Here is a 20,652-nt window from a genome sequence, read left to right on the forward strand (position 1 = left end):
CGAGGTCACGACCGAGTAAGCACGACCCCGACACCCTGACCATCAAGCCCCGCCGGCAACCGCCCGCGGGGCTTCCTCATAGCCACGCGACGTCCTCACCCAACACGTCGCCATCGTCCTCATCCACAGCGTCGGGCAACAGCGGGTCGGTGTGCTCCGTGGCCGGTGTGTGGCGCGGGGTGGTGTGTCCTGTGGGCTGCGCGCGGGCGGGCCGTGTGCGCTGCGCGGGCCGGTGTGCTCCGTGGCCGGTATGCGGCGCGCGAGCGGTGTGCCCTGTTGGGGCTGCGTGCGTGGGTGGGCTGTGTGCTGCGCGGGCCGGTGGGGGGCCCAAGCTGGCCGGTCGAAGCGTTCGCGTCCTCAACACGTCATTGGCCGATGGGTTGGGCGGACCAGCCGCTCCAGCGGTCGACGGTGAGTGCGATCACCGGGCCGGCCGGATACTGGTCCGCGTACTGCGGGTACTTCGCCGCTAGCAGTGCACCCACCTTGGCGATCTCGTCGGTGTCGGTGTGCACCGTGGCTGTGCCGTCGGCGCGTGCCCACCACAGGCTCGTCCAGTCCTCGGCGTAGCTGTCGACCAGCGCGCAGACGGCCGGGTTCTCGACGATGTTGGCGATCCGCCGCAATGCGGTGGTCGTCTTGGGCTTGTCGTCGACCGCGTGCAGGATCTGGTCGCCGTCGACCACGAAGGTGAACGGCACCAGGTGTGGCTGGCCGTCAGCGGTCACGGTGGCCAGCCTGGCCACCCGCGCCGTACGGAAGCGTTCGCGCGCCAGCTCCGGGGTCAGCTTCATCGCTTGCTCAGTGTCTCACCCGCAGTGCCGGTATTGGAGCGCTGCGTTCTGACAATGTCACCGTACGTGCCGGTGGGTGGGTGGACGGGGCCCGGCAGGGCGTCATGGTGGCGTAACCTCGCCCTTCGATGGTTCGTTGATCAGGACCACCGTTGGTCCACAGGACGAGGAGCCGCCCGTGCACCGCGCGAAGCGCCTTGGCCGCCCGCGGCCGGCCGTGTTGCTGCTTGCGCTGCCGGCAGTGGCTGGCGCGCTGGTAGTCGGCACCGCCACGGCGCCGCCTGCGGACGCCGGCCGGGTGCAGGTGTCCGACACCAGGTTCACGTCAACCGGCCAGCAGGTGACGGTCAGCGTGCAGCTCGGTCCCCTGGAGAAGGGCAAGCTGGGGCTCACCCCGCCGGGTGGCAGCAAGCCGGTCGAGGTGGCTTCAGGCACCGGCCCGAAGAAGCTCTCGTACACGATGTCGCTGTCCTGTCCCGACTACGACGGGTCGTGCGTCGAGGACGGCCGGCGTACCCCCGCGAGCAACGGGAAGTGGACCGTAACCTTCGGTAGCCAGGTGCTCGTGCTCGGCAGCGGGTCCGAGTCGTCGTTCGTCGTGGACGCGCCGCCGCAGACGCCGCGCGGTGTCTCCGCCGACGCGTCGTCGAAGCAGGTCGCGGTGCAGTGGCGCAAGGGCGTGGAACCCGACCTCACGGCGTACAAGGTGTCCGTCGGCGGGCGCAGCGAGCAGGTCGCCGTCGGCCGCGCCTGTGGTGGCAGCAGTTGCTCCGCGTCGCTCCCGGCGCCGGGTGGCGGCGGCCGCACCCCGGTGAAGGTGGTGGCCATCGGCGACGGCGCAGACGGCCAGCTCTCCTCCGGCGCCGCCGCGACGAAGGTGACCGTGCCGACGGCTGCGAAGACCCGGATGGCCGGCGACCGTAGGGGCACTGGCGGCAAGGCGGGTAGCAGTGGCGCCCGCAAGCCCGGTGGCAGCGGTTTCCCCAAGCCGGGCATCGGCGGCGACTCGGCGAAGGGCGGTTTCCCCACCACCAGCGAGACGCCGGCCAGCGATCCGTACCCCTCGTTCGGGGTACGGCCGGAGGTGGCGCCGGTGAAGAAGTCCTCGCCTACGAAGCAGCGGGCGAGCGAGCCGGTCGCGTACGGACAGGCACGCGGTGACGTCGCGGTGCCGGTGGCCCTGGCTCTCGTCCTGGTGCTCGCCAGCTGGCACCTGTTGCTATGGAGCCGCGCCGGCAAGCTGCGCCCCGCCTTCGCCCGCGTCCGCCGAGCAGCCCGCGGACGACACAGCCGCCGCTGACCCGTCAGCCCGAGCTGTGCAGGACCACCCATTCCTGGTCGCCGCAGCCCGCGCCGAGCCACACCGCAGAGGTTGCCTGGCCATGTTGGCCGCCCTGAGGTGTCTCGCACGCGCCTGACCAGGCCGCGCCTGCTTGGTCACGTTGCCCGCAGGGGACTGTCTCGTACGCCGCTGACCGTGCCGGCGCGCTGGGCGACCGCGCACGTGCCTTGTCACGTTGTCACACCCGGGCCACCCCGCACACCGCTTGACCACGCAGCCTGTACTGCGCTGCTTCACGCGGACCGGGTCACCGGGGCCCACGCTGAGGCGCCGCTGCAGGCGGCTTCGTCATGCTGCTCGCACCGACCCACGCTGCACGCCGCCAACTATGCCGCGGCCGTCGCCTGATCCACGCCGTCTGACTGGCTGGCTCGCGCTGGGTCGCCTCGCGCGGCGCCTGGTCGGCCAAGCCACGCGCGGTCTGTGTGGCGTTAAAGCCATGTCCGCGGGGCGGCGGGCGCCCGCGCCTGGCCGGTTCGTGCCAAGTGGTCTGGGGCTGTCGAGGCATGCTGCGCTGCCTTGCGCGACGCCTGGTCGGGTAGCGCGCGTGGCCGCGGGCCCGTCGAAGGGTCCAGGTGTCGCCCTCGGCCGTTGGCTGGCTGGTATGTCGTCAGCCGGCGTGGCGTGACTGGGGCGGTCCGTGCTGCGCTGCCTTGCACGACGCCTGGTCGGGTAACCCGCGTGGCAGCGCGCGGTGTCAAGCTGCGCCGGTAGCCCACGGTGCCTGGTTATGGTCGCGGGTCGCTTGAGCGGTCGGCGCCGGGGTCGGCTCGTGCGTTGCTGAGCCGGCTTGGCGGTGGTGAGCTACGTCGCACCTGGCCGGTCGGTGGGTGGTGCGGGCCTAGCCTGGGTGCGGAGGTGGGTATGGCGCTCAGCTGGCGACCCGACCTGCCGACTGCGCGGGGGTGGACGCTCGTGCTCGGGGTGAGTGTCACCCAGCTCGTGTCGTGGGGTGTGCTCGTCTACGCGTTCTCCGTGCTCGTGGTGCCGATGCGGGCCGAGCTCGGGTGGTCGCCGGCGCTCTTGAACGCGGGATACGCCGTCGCGATGGTCACCTCGGGGGTGCTGGCCGTGCCGGTCGGGCGTTGGCTGCAGGCTCGCGGCGCCCGCGGGCTGATGGTTGCCGGCAGCGTGCTCGCCGCCGCGGTGTTGGCGAGCTGGTCGGGAGTGCATTCGGTGCCCGTGTTCTTCGGGGTGTTCGTGCTCGCCGGGGTTGCCATGGCGATGTCGCTGTACGAGGTGGCGTTCGCGGTGACGACCGCCTGGTTCCGGCAGCTGCGGTCGCGTGCGGTGTTGGTCGTGACGGTGTTCGGCGGCTTCGCCAGCGTCGTCTTCATCCCCGTGACGGGTGCGCTGAGCTCCACGCTCGGCTGGCGCCAGGCGCTGCTCGTGCTCGCGGTCTGGGTCGCGGCGTTCAACGTGCCCGTGCTCGCGCTTTCGCTACGCCGGCCCGCGCAGCCGGCCACCGCCGCCCCGCTCGGGCAGCAGGCGAGCCGCGCCGACATCGTGCGCAGTGCCTCGTTCCGCTGGCTCACGGTGTGCCTGACCTGCTCGACCGCCGGACGGGTCGCGGTCGCCGTGGTGTTCGTCGCGTACCTGGTGGATCGCGGCTTCTCGCTGAAGTGGGCGGCGCTGGTCGCCGGCACGATCGGCCTGACGCAGGTCGGCGGACGGGTGCTCGTGACGCTGCTGCGGCGGTGGGTCGCCGAGGCGCACACGACGTGCGCGGTGTTCGTCGCCCAGGGGCTTGTGATGGCGCTGCCGCTGGCGACCACCGGCCACGACCGGGCGGCCGCGGTCGCCATCTGGGTGTTCGTACTGGTCTTCGGGCTGGGCGTCGGCCTGTCCGAGCTGCTGCGCGGGACGCTCGTCGCCGACTACTACGGCGCCGAGCAGTTCCCCAGCGTCAACGGCGTGCTCTCCACGTTCGTCGTCGGCGCTCGCGCCGCCGGACCGTTCGTCGCCGGGCTCGCGTACGCCGCGTTCGACAGCTACGCCCCGGTGCTCGTCGGCGCCGGCGTGACGGCCCTGGTCGGCGCCGGCAGCCTGCTCGCCGCCGGACGCGCCCGTAGGGCCGAGCTCGCCACCTAGGCCTTGGCGAGGGCGACCACGGGGATCTGTCGGTCGGTCTTCGTGGCGTAGGTGTCGTAGCTGGGCCAGAACTGCGTCATCTGGCGCCAGCAGCGGTCGCGTTCCTCGCCCTCGAGCACCGTCGGGGTGACGATGAACGACTCGCCGTCCAGCTCTACGGTGCCGCGGCCGTTCGCGCGGAGGTTCAGCCACCAGGCGGGGTGCGAGTCGCTGCCGCCGTACGAGGCGATGACGACGAGCCGGTCGCCGTCGGCTACGTAGAACAGCGGGACGGTGCGCGGTTGGCCGGACTTGCGCCCCACGGTGGTCAGCAGCAGCTGCGGGTTCTTACCCGGGCCGCGCGCCTTGCCGCCAGACCGGCGGAACCTTCCCGCCTCGAACCGCATCATCAGGCGCATCAGCGCGCGGGTCGCCCTGCCGGGTGGTTTCGCCATAGCACCACTCTAGGCACGCCTCGGGGCCGGACCGCCGTTGTTGCGGGCCTGCTTGGCCTTGCGGGCGCGGGCCAGCCGGGCGAAGCCGCGGCGCGCCAGCCGCAGCCCGACGACGAGGACGAGCATGGTGATCAGGCCGGCGAGGAAGCCGTCGAGGCCGTCGAAGGTGTCCAGGGTGAGGCCGTACCACTGCGGGGTCGGCTCGCCTATCCCGGTGACGAAGCCGATGGCGAACGCCGCCGCCATGACGACCAGGATGAGCCCGAGCATGACCATGCAGGTCCGCCTTTCACCGTGTCCACGGGCGCAAGTATGGCAATCCAGCCGTCGCCCGCGGAGCTGGCTACGACTCCAGCAGCAGGTCGAGCAACCGTACGGCGCCGCGCTTGTCGAGCGGGTCGTTGCCGTTGCCGCATTTCGGTGACTGGACGCAGGACGGGCAGCCGGTTTCGCACTCGCAGGCCGCGATGGCGTCCCTGGTGGCGGCCAACCACTCCCGGGCGGCCGCGTAGCCGCGCTCGGCGAAGCCGGCGCCGCCCGGATGGCCGTCGTAGACGAAGACGGTGGGCCGGCCGGTGTCCTCGTGCAGGGCCGTGGATACGCCGCCGACGTCCCAGCGGTCACAGGTGGCGAACAGCGGCAGCAGGCCGATGGACGCGTGCTCCGCGGCGTGCGCGGCGCCCGGGAGGTCGGCCGGTTCGATGCCCGCCGCGGTTATCGCGTCCGCCGGCAGCGTCCACCACACCGCGCGGGTGCGCAGCGTGCGGGCGGGCAGGTCGAGCGGCTCCTCGCCGAGCACCTCGCGGGTGGCCAGGTGCCGGCGCAGGAAGCCGACGACCTGTTGGGTGACCTCGACGGTGCCGGTACAGAGCTGCGCGTCGCCCCAGTCGGTGCCGGCCTGCTGCTCGACGATGCTGATGTCGGTGAGCTCTCTGGCCGTCGTGGTGTACTCTGGGTCGGCGCGCTCCACGAACGCGGCGGCGTCGTCGAGGTCGAGCTCCTGCACGAGGTACGTCTCGCCCTGGTGGAGGTACACCGCACCGGTGTGCACCTGGTTGTGTGCCGCCGCGGTGTCGACGGTGCCGAGCAGCCGGCCGGTGCCGTCCTCGACCAGGCTGACCGGCACACCCCCGGAGCCGCGCAGGTCGGCGAGGTCGTGGGCGCGACCGCGGCCGGTCCAGAACCAGCCGGCCTTACGGCGGCGCAGCTGGCCACGGCGCTCCAGCTCCGCCACCACCTCGGGTGCGGCGTCGCCGAACACCGCGAGGCCGGCTGGCGTCAACGGCAGCTCGGCCGCGGCCGAGCACAGGTGCGGCGCGAGGACGTACGGGTTGTCCGGGTCGAGGACGGTCTCCTCCACCGGCTGGCCGAACAGCGCCTGCGGGTGGTGCACGAGGTAGGTGTCGAGCGGGTCGTCCCTGGCGACGAGCACCGCGAGGGCACGCTGCCCGGCCCGGCCGGCCCTGCCCACCTGCTGCCACAGCGACGCGCGGGTGCCCGGCCAGCCGACGATGAGCACCGCGTCCAGGCCGGCGATGTCGATGCCGAGCTCGAGCGCGTTCGTCGTCGAGACGCCGAGCAGCGAGCCGTTCGCGAGGCGCCGCTCCAGCTCGCGGCGCTCCTCGGGCAGGTAGCCGCCGCGGTACGCGGCGACCCGGCCCTGCAGCTGCGGCACCGCGGCGCCGACGTGCCGCTTGGCCTCCATCGCCACTACCTCCGCGCCGCGGCGGGAGCGTACGAACGCCAGCGTGCGCACCTCCGTGCAGACCAGGTCGGCGAGCAGGTCAGCGGCCTCGCCGGTGGCGCTGCGGCGTACCGGCGCGCCGTTCTCGCCGGTGAGCTCGGTCAGCGGCGGCTCCCACAGCGCGAACGAGGTCGCGCCGCGCGGCGAGGCGTCGTCGGTCACGGCGGCCACCTCGACGCCGGTGAGCCGGCCGGCGGCGTGCGCGGGCGACGAGACGGTGGCGGACGCGAGGGCGAACACCGGCTCGCTGCCGTACTTCGCGCACACCCGGCGCAGCCGGCGCAGCACCTGGGCCACGTGCGAGCCGAACACGCCGCGGTAGTGGTGGCACTCGTCGACCACCACGTACTGCAGCCGGCGCAGGAACGCCGCCCACTGCTCGTGCCTGGCGAGCAGGCCGTGGTGCAGCATGTCCGGGTTGGTGAGCACGTAGTTCGCGTGGCGCCGCACCCACTGCCGTTCCTCGTAGCTGGTGTCGCCGTCGTAGACCGCCGGCCGCAGGCCGGGCAGCTCGAGCTCGTGCAGGGAGCGCAGCTGGTCGCGGGCCAGCGCCTTGGTGGGGGCGAGGTAGAGACCGGTACCCGCGTCCGCGGCCGCGGTGGCGCTGACCGGCAGCAGGTAGGCGAGCGTCTTACCGGACGCCGTGCCGGTGGCCACCACGACCGACCGGCCGGACCACGCGTGCTCCGCGGCGTCGACCTGATGCTGCCACGGCCCCGGTACGCCGGCCGCGACGAACTGCTCCCTGCACTCCGCCGGCAGCCAGGCCGGCCACCCGGTGGTGGTGCCAGCGCGCGCCGGCACCTCCTCCAGGTGGGTGAGCGTCGGGTGCTCGGCGGTGCCCCGGCTGGCGGCCCGCTGCCTGATCAGGTCGGCCGGGTCGGCGGATGTCGTCTGTGGTTCCACGGTGGGAACCATTCTCTCCGTACGCGCCGACACATGGTTGAATGCCAGGCGGGGGCCGTGGCCGATCCCCGGCGTGGCACCGCTGGCGTCGACCGATGGAGGATCTGTGGACCTGTCACTGACGACCAAGGCCGAGGGTGACCGCACGGTCGTGGAGGTCGTCGGCGAGATCGACGTCTACACCGCGCCCAAGCTCCGCGAGGCGTTCATCGACCTGGTGGCCCAGGGCGCGTACCACCTGGTGATCGACATGGAACAGGTGGAGTTCCTCGACTCCACCGGTCTCGGCGTGCTCGTCGGTGGGCTCAAGCGGGTGCGCGCCCATGACGGCACGCTCCGGCTGGTCTGCTCGCAGGAGCGGATCCTGAAGATCTTCCGGGTGACCGGTCTCACGAAGGTGTTCCCGATCCACAGCTCCCTGGCCGACGCTCTGACCGTCGAGTCCTGACGGTGGCGCGCTCGTCACCCACGGTGAGGTATGCGTGTGGTCGCGGAGAGAGAGGTCGTGCGCGATCACCACTGGCACTCGTCGGCCATGTGATCTTCCTCTCCTGGGAACCCTCTCCGCGCTGGCGGCGCAGAGATCATCGCCGTGCGGGTAGGCGATGTGGGGCGTATGTCGGTATCCCCGGTTGGTAGTTGATCTTGCTCGGCCGCTACACTCACCGCGCAGCCGCCTGTATGTGCGGCCTCTACGCCTACCAAAGCCCTGGCACCACGTTCGTGACCCGAACGCGCTAGGTGTGCACCACAGGTCGGCGGGGGTGGGATACGAAGTGCCTTACCAAGGAGGACGGGATGTCCGGCCTGACCGTCAGCGCCGAAAGCTTTGACCTGAGCGGCGCTTACGTCACCGTAGTCGTAATCGTCGGGGTAGTAGCCCTACTCGCGTTGGCCGTCGCCGGCGCGCTCGCCCGCGAGGTTCTCCGCGCGGGCCAGGGCACCGAGCGCATGCAGAACATTGCAGGTGCGGTGCAAGAGGGTGCGGCTGCGTATCTCAAACGCCAGTTCGTGACGCTGGCGCCGTTCGTGGTGCTCCTCGTCATCTTGCTTTCGTTGCTTCCCGCGGAGTCGATGACCGTACGCATCGGGCGTTCGGCCTTCTTCGTCGTGGGCGCGTTGTTCTCGGCTGTCACCGGGTTCGCCGGCATGTGGCTGGCTGTGCGCGGCAACGTGCGGGTCGCCGCGGCCGCGCGCGAGGCAGGTGGCGAGCGGAAGGCGATGCGGATCGCGTTCCGCACAGGCGGCGTCGCGGGCATGTTCACCGTCGGCCTTGGCCTGCTCGGTGCCGTGATCGTCGTGCTCGCCTACAACTCCGACGCCCCGACCGTGCTCGAAGGCTTCGGCTTCGGTGCCGCGCTGCTCGCCATGTTCATGCGGGTCGGCGGCGGCATCTACACCAAGGCCGCCGACGTCGGCGCGGACCTGGTCGGCAAGGTCGAGCAGGGCATCCCCGAGGACGACCCGCGCAACGCCGCCACGATCGCCGACAACGTCGGTGACAACGTGGGTGACTGTGCCGGTATGGCCGCCGACCTGTTCGAGTCGTACGCGGTCATGCTGGTCGCGGCGCTGATCCTCGGCAAGATCGCGTTCGGCGCGGAGGGCCTGGTCTTCCCGCTGATCGTCCCGATGATCGGTGTGATCACCGCGGTGATCGGCATCTTCGTGGTCTCGCCACGCACGAAGGACCGCAGCGGTATGACGGCGATCAACCGCGGCTTCTTCGTCTCCGCGATCGTCTCTGCGGTGCTCGTCGTGATCGCCTCGTTCGTCTTCCTGCCGAGCAGCTTCGACCAGCTGAGCGGCTCCGAGGTGAGCAACTTCGACGGCAACCCGCGCTACATCGCGATCGGTGCGGTGATCATCGGTCTGCTGCTGGCGAGCGTCATCCAGGTGCTCACCGGGTACTTCACCGAGACCAACAGGCGTCCGGTGCGGGAGATCGGGGAGAGCTCACGCACCGGCCCCGCGACGGTGATACTCTCCGGCATCTCGGTGGGCCTGGAGTCCGCCGTCTACACCGCGTTGCTGATCGGCGCCGCGGTCTACGGCGCGTTCCTGCTCGGTGACGGCAACGCGCAGGTGGCGCTGTTCGCCGTCGCGCTGGCCGGCACCGGCCTGCTGACCACGGTCGGCGTCATCGTGTCGTCCGACACCTTCGGCCCGGTCTCCGACAACGCGCAGGGCATCGCGGAGATGTCCGGCGACGTCGAGGGCGAGGCCGCCGAGGTGCTCACCAGGCTGGACGCCGTGGGCAACACCACGAAGGCGATCACCAAGGGCATCGCGATCGCGACGGCCGTGCTCGCGGCGACCGCGCTGTTCGGGGCGTTCAAGTCGGCGGTGGAGGGCGCGCTGCCTGAGGGCGAGACGTTCGGTCTGTCCATCGACAACCCGAACGTGCTCGTCGGCCTGATGATCGGTGCCGCGGTGGTGTTCTTCTTCGCCGGCCTGGCGATCATGGCGGTCAGCCGGGCCGCCGGCCAGGTGGTGTACGAGGTGCGCAAGCAGTTCCGCGAGCACCCGGGGATCATGGACTACAGCGAGCGCCCGGACTACAGCCGCGTGGTCGACATCTGCACGAAGGACTCGCTGCGCGAGCTCGCCACGCCTGGTCTGCTCGCGGTGCTCGCACCGATCGCAGTCGGCTTCGGTCTCGGCTACGCGCCGCTGGGTGCGTACCTGGGCGGCGCGATCGCGGCCGGCACGCTGATGGCCGTCTTCCTCGCCAACTCCGGTGGCGCCTGGGACAACGCCAAGAAGCTCGTCGAGGACGGCTTCCACGGCGGCAAGGGTTCCGAGGCGCACGAGGCGACGATCATCGGTGACACCGTCGGTGACCCGTTCAAGGACACCGCGGGCCCGGCGATCAACCCGCTGCTGAAGGTGATGAACCTGGTGTCGCTGCTGATCGCGCCGGCCGTCGTCGCGTACGCCGACAACGTGCCGCTGCGTATCGGCGTGGCACTCGTCGCCGTGGCGGTGCTCGTCGCCGCCGTGGTGATCGCCAAGCGGCGCTCGGTGTCGGTCGCCGACAACGACAGCGAGGAAGAGCAGCAGACCGCCGCTGCCTGACAGCTCCGCGTCGTCAGCCCCCGGTTGCGCCGATCGGCGTGGCCGGGGGCTTCGTCGTCGCACCCTGCCACCAGGTCGGGTTACCGCCGCGGCCAGTGAGAGCAAATGCACGGCGAGCGTGCACGGGACGCCGAACGTCGGGACCAGGCTCATCGGCAGCTGCGACATCAAATCGGTGTCGCCGCCGGCGGCGAGCAGCCCGAGCGGGCTGTTCGAGTGGAGCACGCCCAACGACACCGCGGCGACCAGGTCGAGCACGCCGAACGCCGTCCAGCCGAGGTGCCCGAGCCTGGCCGGGCCGCCGCGCCCGACGAGGTAGGTCGCGACCAGCGGCGCCGTGACGCCGACGAGTACGTCCCGTACCCGGCCGGCAGTGCGTCCACCGCGAGCAGGCCGAGGAACGCCAACCCCGCTACGCGCCACGCCTGCAGGAGGGTGAGGAACCGCAGGTCGAGCTCCCGTGCCCAGGTCCGCAGCCGGGGTGACGCGGCGAGCGCGGCAAGCAGGAGCAGCGGTGGTCCGAGCGCGGCAAGCAGGAGCCACCGGCGGCGCGTCCGCATCGAACGCACCGCGAGGTTCGCCAGCAGGATCACGGCGAGCCAGGCGAGGGGCGAGCGACACGGCGACCAGGTCGCCGCGCGCCGATCGTTGCCGAGACATCGCGTCACCCCTCTGTAGGCACGTCGCTTGTAATGCAAGTGACCATGCATGAGAAGAACTCGGGTGGGCGGCGGCGCTCCGACTGCGCGATCGCCGGCACGCTGGACGTGGTGGGCGACAGGTGGTCGCTGTTGATCGTGCGTGACCTGCTGTTCGGCGGCCAGCTGCGGTACGGCGAGCTGGCCGCCTCGGAGGAGGGCATCCCCACGAACGTCCTCGCCGCCCGGTTGCGCAGGTTGGTCGACGCCGGCATCGTGGCGCGCGAACAGTACAGCGAACGTCCTCCGCGACACGCGTACCGGCTCACCGAGCGTCGCCGTGCTCTCGGCCCCGTCCTCGACGCGCTGGGTACCTGGGGCGTGGACCACCTGCCGAACACGCGACGCCTCTACGGCTGACCGCTTCCGCGGAGTCTTGTGTGCACCACGGGGAAGCGCTCTAACTTGGGTGTCATGGTCGATGACGACGAGGGCGGCGACCCCGCCTGCTGGGCCGAACGGGTGTGTCCGGACTGCGGACGGCTGGCCGACGACGACCCGCCGACGCGATGCGAGGGCTGCGGTGCCGAGGTCCTCGGCAGCGACGCGCAATGAGCTAGTGCAGCAGCTTCAGCCCGACGATGCCGCTGACGATCAGCCCGAGGCAGACGATTTTTGCGGCGCTGACCGGCTCACCGAACCACGTCATGCCCGCGACCGCGGTGCCGACCGCGCCGATGCCCACCCACACCGCGTAACCGGTGCCGACCGGTATGGCACGCAGGGCGACGGCCAGTCCGCCCATGCTCAACGCCAGCGCCACCACGAACACCAGGCTCGGGACCAACCGGCGGAAGCCGTTCGATGCGGACAACGCGGTCGCCCATGCGGTTTCCAGCAGCCCGGAGACGACGAGAACGAGCCAGGCCACGACAACCTCCTTCGGGTCCGCGTCGTCTTGTCGTGACCGGGTACGACGCTCCTCGTCCGGAGGCCGGTGGACTACCACCTCGCCCAACGCCAGGATAGGGTGCCCGGTGCGGCCGGTCAGGTGAGCTTCGTCACCCCGACGAGTCGGCGGCCGCAGTCGCGAGCGGTAGTAGCGCCGGACAAGGTATCCTGGTCGGGCCGTGTTCCACTGCGAGTGGACGCGCAATTCGCCGGCCGCCACGCCCCATCCAGGATGACCTCCGGATCCGCCGACGTCAGGAACACCTGGCCAGCAGTGTGACGTTCCGCCAGTAGTGCCCCGGTGCGGCAGGATTCGTTCTCCGCGAGATACCGTCTCGGTGCCAGCCGGGGAAGCGGGCAAGCAGGACAGGAGCGAGAGTGGCCAGTTCAGCGCAGCTGACGGACAAGTCGGCGGCAGGGACAGTACGGCCTGCCGACGACACGGGAGGAAACGGGCGCCCATGACATCGTCGGGCCAGAGCAACGGCGCTGGTCAGCGACTCGTCATCGTGGAGTCGCCGGCCAAGGCGCGGACCATCGCCGGGTACCTCGGCGAGGGCTACGTCGTGGAGTCCAGCGTCGGCCACATCCGCGATCTGCCGGACACGGCCGCGGAGATCCCTGCCAAGTACAAGAAGGAGTCCTGGGCGCGTCTCGGGGTGAACGTCGACGACCACTTCGAGCCGCTCTACGTCGTCAACAGCGCCAAGAAGCAGCAGGTCAGCCGGCTGAAGGAAGCGCTGAAGGAGTCCGACGAGCTCTATCTCGCGACGGATGAGGACCGCGAGGGCGAGGCCATCGCCTGGCACCTGTCGGAAGTGCTGAAGCCGAAGGTGCCGGTGCGCCGGATGGTGTTCCACGAGATCACCAGGGACGCCATCCACGAGGCCATCCAGAACCCGCGCGAGATCCACCAGGGCCTGGTCGACGCCCAGGAGACCCGTCGCATCCTGGACCGGCTCTACGGCTACGAGATCTCGCCCGTGCTGTGGCGCAAGGTGATGCCGCGGCTGTCCGCCGGCCGCGTGCAGTCGGTCGCCGTCCGGTTGATCGTGGACAGGGAACGCGAGCGGATCGCGTTCCGTGAGGCCTCGTACTGGGACCTGCAGGCCACCTTCGACACCGGCAGGGACGAGCAGCTGCACGCGTTCGAGGCGACGCTCGCGACCATCGACGGTGACCGGGTGGCGACCGGCCGCGACTTCGACAGTCTCGGCCAGCTGAAGAACAGCGGCGTGCGGCACCTCGACGAGCAGGCCGCCGGCGAGCTCGCCGAGCGGTTGTCCGGCGCGCAGTTCCACGTCGCCAGCGTCGAGCGCAAGCCGTACCGCAGGTCGCCGTACGCGCCGTTCCGCACGACGACCATGCAGCAGGAGGCCGCCCGCAAGCTCGGGTTCAGCCCCGCACGAACCATGCAGGTCGCGCAGCGGCTGTACGAGAACGGCTACATCACCTATATGCGTACCGACTCGGTCACGCTCGCCGACCAGGCGATCACTGCGGCCCGCCGGCAGGCGGCGGAGCTGTACGGCGGCGAGTACGTGCCGGACAAGCCGCGCAAATACCAGTCGAAGGTGAAGAACGCGCAGGAGGCGCACGAGGCGATCCGGCCCGCCGGTGACTCGTTCCGCACCCCCGCGGAGACCGGCCTGCACGGCGACGAGTTCCGCCTCTACGAGCTGGTCTGGAAGCGTACGGTCGCGTCGCAGATGAAGGACGCCACCGGGCACTCGGTCTCGGTGCGTGTCGAGGGAGCGAGCAGTGCCGGGGAGAACTGCGCGTTCAGCGCGTCCGGCAAGGTGATCTCGTTCCACGGCTTCCTGCGCGCGTACGTCGAGGGCTCCGACGACCCGAACGCCGACCTCGACTCCAGCGAGCGCAGGCTGCCCGACGTCGCCGAGCACGACCCGGTCACCGCGGTCGGCCTGGCCGCCGAGGGGCACCAGACCAAGCCGCCCGCGCGCTACACCGAGGCGACCATCGTCCGGGAGCTGGAAGAGCGCGAGATCGGTCGGCCGTCGACCTACGCGTCGATCATCGCGACCATCCTCGCCCGCGAGTACGTCTTCAAGAAGGGCACCGCGCTGGTGCCCAACTGGCTGGCGTTCGCCGTGGTGCGGTTGCTCGAGGAGCACTTCGGGCACCTGGTCGACTACGCGTTCACCGCGCGGATGGAAGACGTGCTCGACGAGATCTCGCGCGGCGAGGCCGGCATGGTCGAGTGGCTGACCAAGTTCTACTTCGGCGACGACGACGCCGGCGAGGGCCTGAAGGAGATGGTCTCCGACCTCGGCGACATCGACGCGCGGGAGATCAGCTCGTTCCCGATCCCCGACTCCGACATCGTCGTGCGGGTCGGCCGTTACGGCGCCTACCTGGAGCGCGACGGCGAGCGGGCGAACATCCCCGACGGCATGCCGCCTGACGAGCTCGACAAGGCGTTGGCCGAGGAGCTGATCAGCGTCGGCAACAGCGGCCGGGAGCTGGGCAACGACCCGGACACCGGGCGGCCGATCGTGGTGAAGAGCGGCAGGTACGGGCCTTACGTCACCGAGGTGCTCCCCGAGGACGCCAAGGAGAAGCCGCGTACCGGGTCGCTGCTGCGCAACATGACACCGGACACCGTCACGCTCGACGACGCGCTGCGCATCCTGTCGCTGCCGCGGGTGGTGGGCACGACCGACGACGGCGAGGAGATCACGGCGCTCAACGGCAGGTACGGGCCGTACCTGCGCAAGGGCAGCGACTCGCGGTCGCTGGACAGCGAGGAGCAGCTGTTCACCATCACGCTGCCAGAGGCCGTGGCCATCTTCGCGCAACCGAAGCGCCGTGGTCGCCGCGCGGCCGCGCCGCCGCTGCGTGAGGTCGGCGACGACCCGGCCACCGGCAAGCCGGTGGTGATCAAGGACGGCAGGTTCGGTCCGTACATCACCGACGGCGAGACGAACGTGACCGTGCCGCGTGGCGACGACCCGGCGAGCATCACCGTCGAGCAGGCCTTCAACCTGCTCGCGGAGAAGCGGGCGAAGGGCCCCGCGCCGCGTAAGCGGGCGGCGAAGAAGACGGCGGCCAAGAAGGCGGCGAAGAAGACGGCCGCGAAGAAGACCACCAAGAAGTCGACCGCCAAGAAGGCGGCGAAGAAGACGGCCGCGAAGAAGTCGACCGCAAGCACCAACGGCGCGAAGAAGACCGCGGCGAAGAAGGCCACCAAGAAGTCGACCGCCAAGAAGGCGGCGAAGAAGACGGCCGCGAAGAAGTCGACCGCAAGCACCAACGGCGCGAAGAAGACCGCGGCGAAGAAGACCACCACGGCCAGCACCAACTAGCCGGTCGCCGTGGGTTACGCGTCGCGGCGGGCGCGCAGCACGACGTCCGGTACGTTCCTGGCGTCGGCCGCGGGCGGGTTCGCCCTGGCGCGCTTCTCGTCCACCTCGATCGTCCAGCCGTCGTCGAGCAGCGCCGTGATCTCGTCCGGTCCGTAGTAGTCGGCCGGGTCGATCTCCGGGTGGTGGTGGTGTTCGGTGAACGCCGCCAGGTCGTGGCTGACGAAGAGCAACCTGCCGCCCGGCGCGACCGCGGCCAGCAGCCGGCGCAGCGCGGCATGGTCCGGCTGGTGCGGCAGTGGGTAGTACTGCACCGACACCAGGTCGAACACCCCCGCAGGCGGCGGAGCGACGGTCAGGTCGGCGCGCACCCGCGACACCTTGTCGCCATCGGGCAGCGCGGCCGCCCGCTCCAGCGCCACCCGTGAGATGTCCACGGCCGTCACGTGCCAGCCCTGCCCGGCCAGCCAGAGCGCGTCCGCACCCTCACCGCAACCCACGTCGAGCGCCTGTCCCGGCGTCAGCCCAGCCACCTCGGCGACCAACGCGCCGTTCGGGTGGCCGCTGAACAGCTGCTCCTCGGCGCCGTACCTCTCGTCCCAGTACCTGTCATCCATCCCGTCACCTCCACGGCAAGCATGGCCACACCGTCCCCAGGATGACAACTAACTTTGCCGGAACGGCAAGCCGCGGGCTTGGCGCCATTGGGGGCCGGCAGCGAGTGACTCGCGGAACGTGCGGGCCGCCGTGGAGAGCTGGCGGCGGCTGTTCCAGTACACCCGGATCTCACGGTGCCACATCGGGTCGGCCAGCGGTTGCGTCACGACGTCGCCGAACGCGGTGATGGTGGCGGCCATCTCGCCGATCAGGCCGACGCCGAGCCCAGCGCGGACGAGCGCGATCAGCGTGGTCGGCTGGGCGACGGTGACGACCCGTGGTGGTCGGACGCCGGCGGACTCCAGCCGTTCGAGGAAGTCCGTCCACCCTTCCGCCGGCGCCCCCGTGACGACGAGCGCGTGCCCGGCGAGCGCGTGCCCGGCGAGCGCGGCGGTCTCGACTGGGTTGACCGTCGCCAGCGGGTCGTCCTGTGGCACTACGACGAGCACCTGCTCATCGAAGAGATGCTCGGACGCGACGTGCGGATGGCGCTGCGGGGTGTCGGCGCAGCGGACGGCGATGTCGACGTTGACGTCCGCGACCGCGTCCTCGAGCCAACCGGGGTCGCCCTCGTGCAGCTCGATCGAGACGCCGGGGTGCGTCTCCTTGAACGACTTGATGAGCGGTGCGATCAGCACGCCGCTCGCCCCCGGGAAGCTGCCGACGACGACCGTGCCCTGCAGTTGGCCGGACAGCGACTGCACGCCGTCCATGCCGGAGCGCACCTCGGCGATCGCGGCCCGGGCGTGCGGGAGGAACCTGCTGCCTGCCTCGGTGATTTCCACGCCTCTGGTGTCGCGGTCGAGCAGCCGCACGCCGAGCGCGGCCTCGAGGGACGCGACGTGGGCGCTCACCCGCGGCTGCGACCGGTGGGTCGCCCGTGCCGCGGCGGTGAAGCTGCCGTGGTTGGCCACCGCGATGAACGACATCAGCCAGGCGAGCTGCACATCGTCGGGCTTGCTCATGCGCCGATCGTATAACTCTCATGTGATTTACGTGTTAGACGGATCAACGGCGGCTCCCTACCTTGGTGGCATTCATCCTGCGTTTCCCGAGGGGACCTGCCGATGTCGTCAGCACGCCCCGGCGAACCGACCGCCGCCGAGACCACCACGACACCCACGAAGCCGGCCACCATGCGGCGGGTCGCGGCCGCCGGCCTGGCCGGCGCCACCCTGGAGTGGTACGACTTCCAGCTCTACGCGTGGATGGCCACGCTGGCGTTCGACGAGCTGTTCTTCCCCAACCGGCGACCCGCGGATCAGCACCCTGGTGGCGCTGGTCACCTTCGGTGTCGGGTTCGTGGCCCGCCCCATCGGTGCGTTGGTGTTCGGACACCTCGGTGACCGGGTCGGTCGCAAGACGATCCTGCTGGCCACGCTGCTCATCGTCGGCCTACCAACGGTGCTGACCGGCCTGCTGCCGACGTACGAGTCGATCGGCATCTGGGCGCCGATCCTGCTCGTGTTCTTCCGGCTGCTGCAGGGCTTCGGGCTCGGCGGCGAGTTCGCCGGCGCCTCGCTGGTGATCGTGGAGCACGCGCCGCCGAAGCGCCGCGGGTTCTGGGGCACCTGGGCGGGGATGGGCAACCCGGCCGGGCAGCTGATATCCATCATCGTGGTGTTCTCGGTCCTCGCGTCGGTGTCCGACAACGAGTTCCTGCAGTGGGCGTGGCGGGTGCCGTACCTGCTCGGCGTGATCATCCTGCTCGCCGGCCTCTACGTGCGGCTGCGGATCAACGAGACGCCCGCCTTCCGGGAGCTGAAGGAGTCGCAGGACGAGACGAAGGTGCCGCTGAAGGAGCTGTTCAGCCAGTACCCGCTGACGATCCTCAAGGCGTGGGGTGCCAGGGTGGCGGACGCCGGTACGTGGGCGGTGTTCGTCGTCTTCAGCATCGGCTACCTGACCGACGAGCTCGGCATGGCCAAGTCGGACGCGACCATCGGCGTCGCGCTCGCGTTGACCATCCAGCTGATCATGATCCCCATAGCCGGGGCGCTCTCCGACCGCTACGGCCGCCGCCCGGTGGTGATGACCGGCGCCGTCATCGTGGGGCTGGCGATCTTCCCCAGCTTCGTGCTGATCAACACCGCACAACCGTCGCTGGTGTGGCTGGCCATGATGACCGGGTTCCCCGTCGGCACCGGCTTGATCTTCGGGCCGGTCGGTGCCTACCTGCCCGAGCTGTTCAAGGCGAGCGTGCGGTTCAGCGGCACCTCGGTCGTGTTCCAGCTGTCCGCGCTGGCAGCCGGTTTCGTGCCGGCCATCGCGGCGACCCTCTACGTGCTCGGTGGCGGTACGCCGTGGCTGGTCTGCGCCTTCGTCGTCGTGCTCGCCGTCCTGACGCTCGGTTGCACCTATCGGCTACCGGAGACCTCGAAGCGAGAGCTCGGACAGGGGACCAGTTGAGCAGCAGCGAACCGCACTTCGAAGGGCGTATCGGCCGCACGTACCAGGACTCCACGCCGTGGTGGCCACCCCGCAACGAGCCACCCGCGGGCAGCCCGAACGTCGTGCTCGTGCTGTTGGACGACGCCGGTTTCGCCAGCCTCGGTTGCTACGGCGGCGCCGTCGCGACTCCGACGCTGGACGCCCTGGCACAGCGCGGCCTGCGCTACACGAACTTCCACACCACGGCGCTGTGTTCGCCCACGCGCGCTTCGCTGCTGACCGGACGCAACCACCATGCGGTGGGCATGTCAATCATCTCCAACGCGGACAGCGGTTACCCGAGCAAGCGCGGTGCGGTCAGCAACCATGCGGGCACGATCGCGGAGATGCTCAGGCAGGAGGGCTACAGCACGCTGGCCGTCGGCAAGTGGCACCTCGCGCCGGCCGACCAGACGTCGGTCGCCGGGCCGTTCGACCAGTGGCCGCTCGGCCGCGGCTTCGAACGGTTCTACGGGTTCCTCGACGCCGCCACCGATCAGTTCTACCCTGAGCTGACGTACGACAACCACCCGGTCGACCCGCCGCGTACCCCGGAGGAGGGCTACCACCTCACCGAGGACCTCGTCGACCACGCGATGTCGTTCGTGACCGACCAGGTGTCGCTCGCTCCCGACCGGCCGTTCCTGCTCTACCTGGCCACCGGCGCTGCGCACTCGCCGCACCAGGCGCCGCGGGCGTACCTGGACAAGTACCGGGGCGTCTTCGACGACGGCTGGGACGTCGCCAGGCAGCGCCAGCTCGCCAGGCAGATCGAGCTCGGCATCGTGCCACCGGACACCCGGCTACCGCCGCGCAATCCCGGCGTGCCGGCGTGGGACGAGCTGTCCGCGGAGCAGCAGCGGCTCTACGCCAGGTTCCAGGAGGCGTACGCCGCGTTCCTCGAACACACCGACCACGAGCTCGGCCGGCTGGTCGCACACCTGGAACGCCTCGGCGAGCTGGACGACACGGTGTTCGTGCTGCTCTCCGACAACGGCGCGAGCCAGGAGGGCCAGCACCACGGGTCGGTGAACATGGCGTTCTACGAGAACGGTGCGACCGACCCGTTCGACTACAACCTGGCGCGGATCGACGACATCGGCAGCTGGCGGGTGCAGAACAACTACCCGCTCGGGTGGGCGATGGCCGCCAACACGCCGTTGAAGAGGTACAAGCAGAACACCCACGCGGGTGGCGTCCGCGACCCGCTGATCATCAGCTGGCCGCGGCGGATCCGTGACGCCGGGGGGATCAGGCGCCAGTACCACCACGTCACGGACATCGTCCCGACCATCCTCGAGGCACTGGACGTGCCCGCACCGGCGACCATCGGTGGCGTGCCGCAGCTGCCCGTGCACGGCACGAGCATGCTGTACACGTTCGACGCGGACGGGCCGTCCCACAAGGGCGTGCAGTACTTCGAGATGTTCGGCCACCGGGCGCTGTGGGCGGACGGCTGGAAGGCCGTCGCGTACCACGAGCGCCGGAGCAGTTACGACGACGACGTCTGGGAGCTCTACCACCTCGACGACGACGTCGCCGAGAGCCGCGACCTCGCCGCCGAGCAGCCGGAACGGCTGCGCGAGCTGGTCGAGCGCTGGTGGGCGGAGGCGGGCAGGTACGACGTGCTGCCGCTCGACGACCGCGGTTTCGCCGAGCGCCGCGCGGACTCTGTGACCCGGCGCGAGGCCCCGCGCGCACGCGACGAGGTTAGGTACTGGGGCGGGCTCACGCACGTACCGAGCGGTGCCGCGCCGTTCGTGCTCGACCGGTCGTACTCGCTCACTGCCCATGTGCGCTGCGGTGCGGGCGACGAGGGCGTCATCGTCGCGTGCGGCGCGGTGGGCGGCGGTTACTCCTTCTACCTGAAGGACGCCACCCTGTACCACGACTACAACTACTACGGCGAGATCTACCGGGTGGCCGCACCGGTGCGACTGACGGCCGGCGAGCACGTCTTCTGCTACGCGTTCGAGAAGACCGGCACGCTCGCCGGCGTCGGCCGGTTGGTGCTCGACGACGTGCCCGTCGCCGAGGTGAAGATGCCGGCGACGTCGCGGTACTTCATGTCCTGGGCCGGCCTCGACCTGGGGCGGGACGCACTGTCCCCGGTGAGCCCGGCGTACGGCGGGGAGTTCCCTTTCACCGGCGAGATCGAGCAGGTGACGTTCCGCCTGGGCAGCGACACCGGTGCCGTAAGCGACTACGAGCCGGCCGACTGACGTTCACAGGCCGTAGACTGGCGTGGTTCGTACTCGCCGGCA

The 20,652-nt window shown here is 70.6% G+C and carries 16 protein-coding genes; 9 read left to right on the forward strand and 7 right to left on the reverse strand.

Features of this window, described 5'->3' with window-relative positions; genetic code table 11:
* Positions 1-365 precede the first annotated feature (365 nt).
* A complete protein-coding gene (locus tag GEV07_15890; protein ID MQA04137.1) occupies positions 366-794 on the reverse strand; it encodes a TIGR03668 family PPOX class F420-dependent oxidoreductase in 429 nt (142 codons plus the stop codon).
* Positions 795-972: 178 nt separating this feature from the next.
* Between GEV07_15890 and GEV07_15895 the strand changes: the two genes are divergently transcribed.
* Positions 973-2,094, forward strand: a complete 1,122-nt coding sequence (locus tag GEV07_15895; protein ID MQA04138.1) for a hypothetical protein — start codon at positions 973-975, stop codon at positions 2,092-2,094.
* 906 nt (positions 2,095-3,000) lie between these two features.
* Positions 3,001-4,227 (forward strand): MFS transporter, encoded by a 1,227-nt coding sequence (locus tag GEV07_15900; protein ID MQA04139.1) that lies wholly within the window; start codon positions 3,001-3,003, stop codon positions 4,225-4,227.
* Here GEV07_15900 and GEV07_15905 read toward each other — a convergent pair.
* The 3 genes from GEV07_15905 to GEV07_15915 form a co-directional block, all read right to left on the reverse strand.
* Entirely contained in the window at positions 4,224-4,661 is a 438-nt protein-coding gene (locus GEV07_15905; protein MQA04140.1) for a nitroreductase family deazaflavin-dependent oxidoreductase, read from the reverse strand. The genes GEV07_15900 and GEV07_15905 overlap by 4 nt on opposite strands.
* Positions 4,662-4,670: 9 nt before the next feature.
* Positions 4,671-4,937: a hypothetical protein gene (locus GEV07_15910; protein MQA04141.1), complete on the reverse strand. Its 267-nt coding sequence runs from the start codon at positions 4,935-4,937 to the stop codon at positions 4,671-4,673.
* A gap of 67 nt (positions 4,938-5,004) precedes the next feature.
* Positions 5,005-7,323 (reverse strand): DEAD/DEAH box helicase, encoded by a 2,319-nt coding sequence (locus tag GEV07_15915; protein ID MQA04142.1) that lies wholly within the window; start codon positions 7,321-7,323, stop codon positions 5,005-5,007.
* A 94-nt stretch (positions 7,324-7,417) separates the two neighbouring features.
* On the opposite strand from GEV07_15915, the gene GEV07_15920 reads away from it, so the two are divergent.
* From GEV07_15920 to GEV07_15935, 4 genes are all read left to right on the forward strand, one after another.
* Positions 7,418-7,759 carry an anti-sigma factor antagonist gene (locus tag GEV07_15920; GenBank protein MQA04143.1) on the forward strand — a complete coding sequence of 114 codons (342 nt, stop codon included), beginning with the start codon at positions 7,418-7,420 and terminating at the stop codon, positions 7,757-7,759.
* Positions 7,760-8,109: 350 nt separating this feature from the next.
* Complete coding sequence (locus GEV07_15925) at positions 8,110-10,389, forward strand: sodium-translocating pyrophosphatase (protein MQA04144.1); 2,280 nt, start codon at positions 8,110-8,112, stop codon at positions 10,387-10,389.
* A gap of 118 nt (positions 10,390-10,507) precedes the next feature.
* Positions 10,508-10,708, forward strand: a complete 201-nt coding sequence (locus GEV07_15930) for a hypothetical protein (protein MQA04145.1) — start codon at positions 10,508-10,510, stop codon at positions 10,706-10,708.
* Between the two features lie 430 nt (positions 10,709-11,138).
* Positions 11,139-11,447: a transcriptional regulator gene (locus GEV07_15935; protein MQA04146.1), complete on the forward strand. Its 309-nt coding sequence runs from the start codon at positions 11,139-11,141 to the stop codon at positions 11,445-11,447.
* A gap of 196 nt (positions 11,448-11,643) precedes the next feature.
* Here GEV07_15935 and GEV07_15940 read toward each other — a convergent pair whose 3' ends face one another.
* Positions 11,644-11,958, reverse strand: a complete 315-nt coding sequence (locus GEV07_15940) for a ligand-binding protein SH3 (GenBank protein MQA04147.1) — start codon at positions 11,956-11,958, stop codon at positions 11,644-11,646.
* Between the two features lie 481 nt (positions 11,959-12,439).
* Between GEV07_15940 and topA the strand changes: the two genes are divergently transcribed.
* Positions 12,440-15,304 carry a type I DNA topoisomerase gene (gene topA, locus GEV07_15945; GenBank protein ID MQA04148.1) on the forward strand — a complete coding sequence of 955 codons (2,865 nt, stop codon included), beginning with the start codon at positions 12,440-12,442 and terminating at the stop codon, positions 15,302-15,304.
* 14 nt (positions 15,305-15,318) lie between these two features.
* On the opposite strand, the gene GEV07_15950 is transcribed toward topA, so the two are convergent.
* Positions 15,319-15,918: a methyltransferase domain-containing protein gene (locus GEV07_15950; protein MQA04149.1), complete on the reverse strand. Its 600-nt coding sequence runs from the start codon at positions 15,916-15,918 to the stop codon at positions 15,319-15,321.
* Between the two features lie 48 nt (positions 15,919-15,966).
* On the reverse strand, positions 15,967-16,923 hold the full coding sequence (locus GEV07_15955; protein ID MQA04150.1) for a LysR family transcriptional regulator: 957 nt from the start codon (positions 16,921-16,923) through the stop codon (positions 15,967-15,969).
* On the opposite strand from GEV07_15955, the gene GEV07_15960 reads away from it, so the two are divergent.
* On the forward strand, positions 16,877-18,367 hold the full coding sequence (locus tag GEV07_15960) for an MFS transporter (GenBank protein MQA04151.1): 1,491 nt from the start codon (positions 16,877-16,879) through the stop codon (positions 18,365-18,367). The genes GEV07_15955 and GEV07_15960 overlap by 47 nt on opposite strands.
* Positions 18,364-20,610: a sulfatase-like hydrolase/transferase gene (locus tag GEV07_15965; GenBank protein MQA04152.1), complete on the forward strand. Its 2,247-nt coding sequence runs from the start codon at positions 18,364-18,366 to the stop codon at positions 20,608-20,610. Before GEV07_15960 ends, GEV07_15965 begins: the two co-directional genes overlap by 4 nt.
* The last annotated feature ends 42 nt before the right edge of the window (positions 20,611-20,652 follow it).

This window comes from Streptosporangiales bacterium (genome assembly GCA_009379825.1).
Taxonomy (GTDB): domain Bacteria; phylum Actinomycetota; class Actinomycetes; order Streptosporangiales; family WHST01; genus WHST01.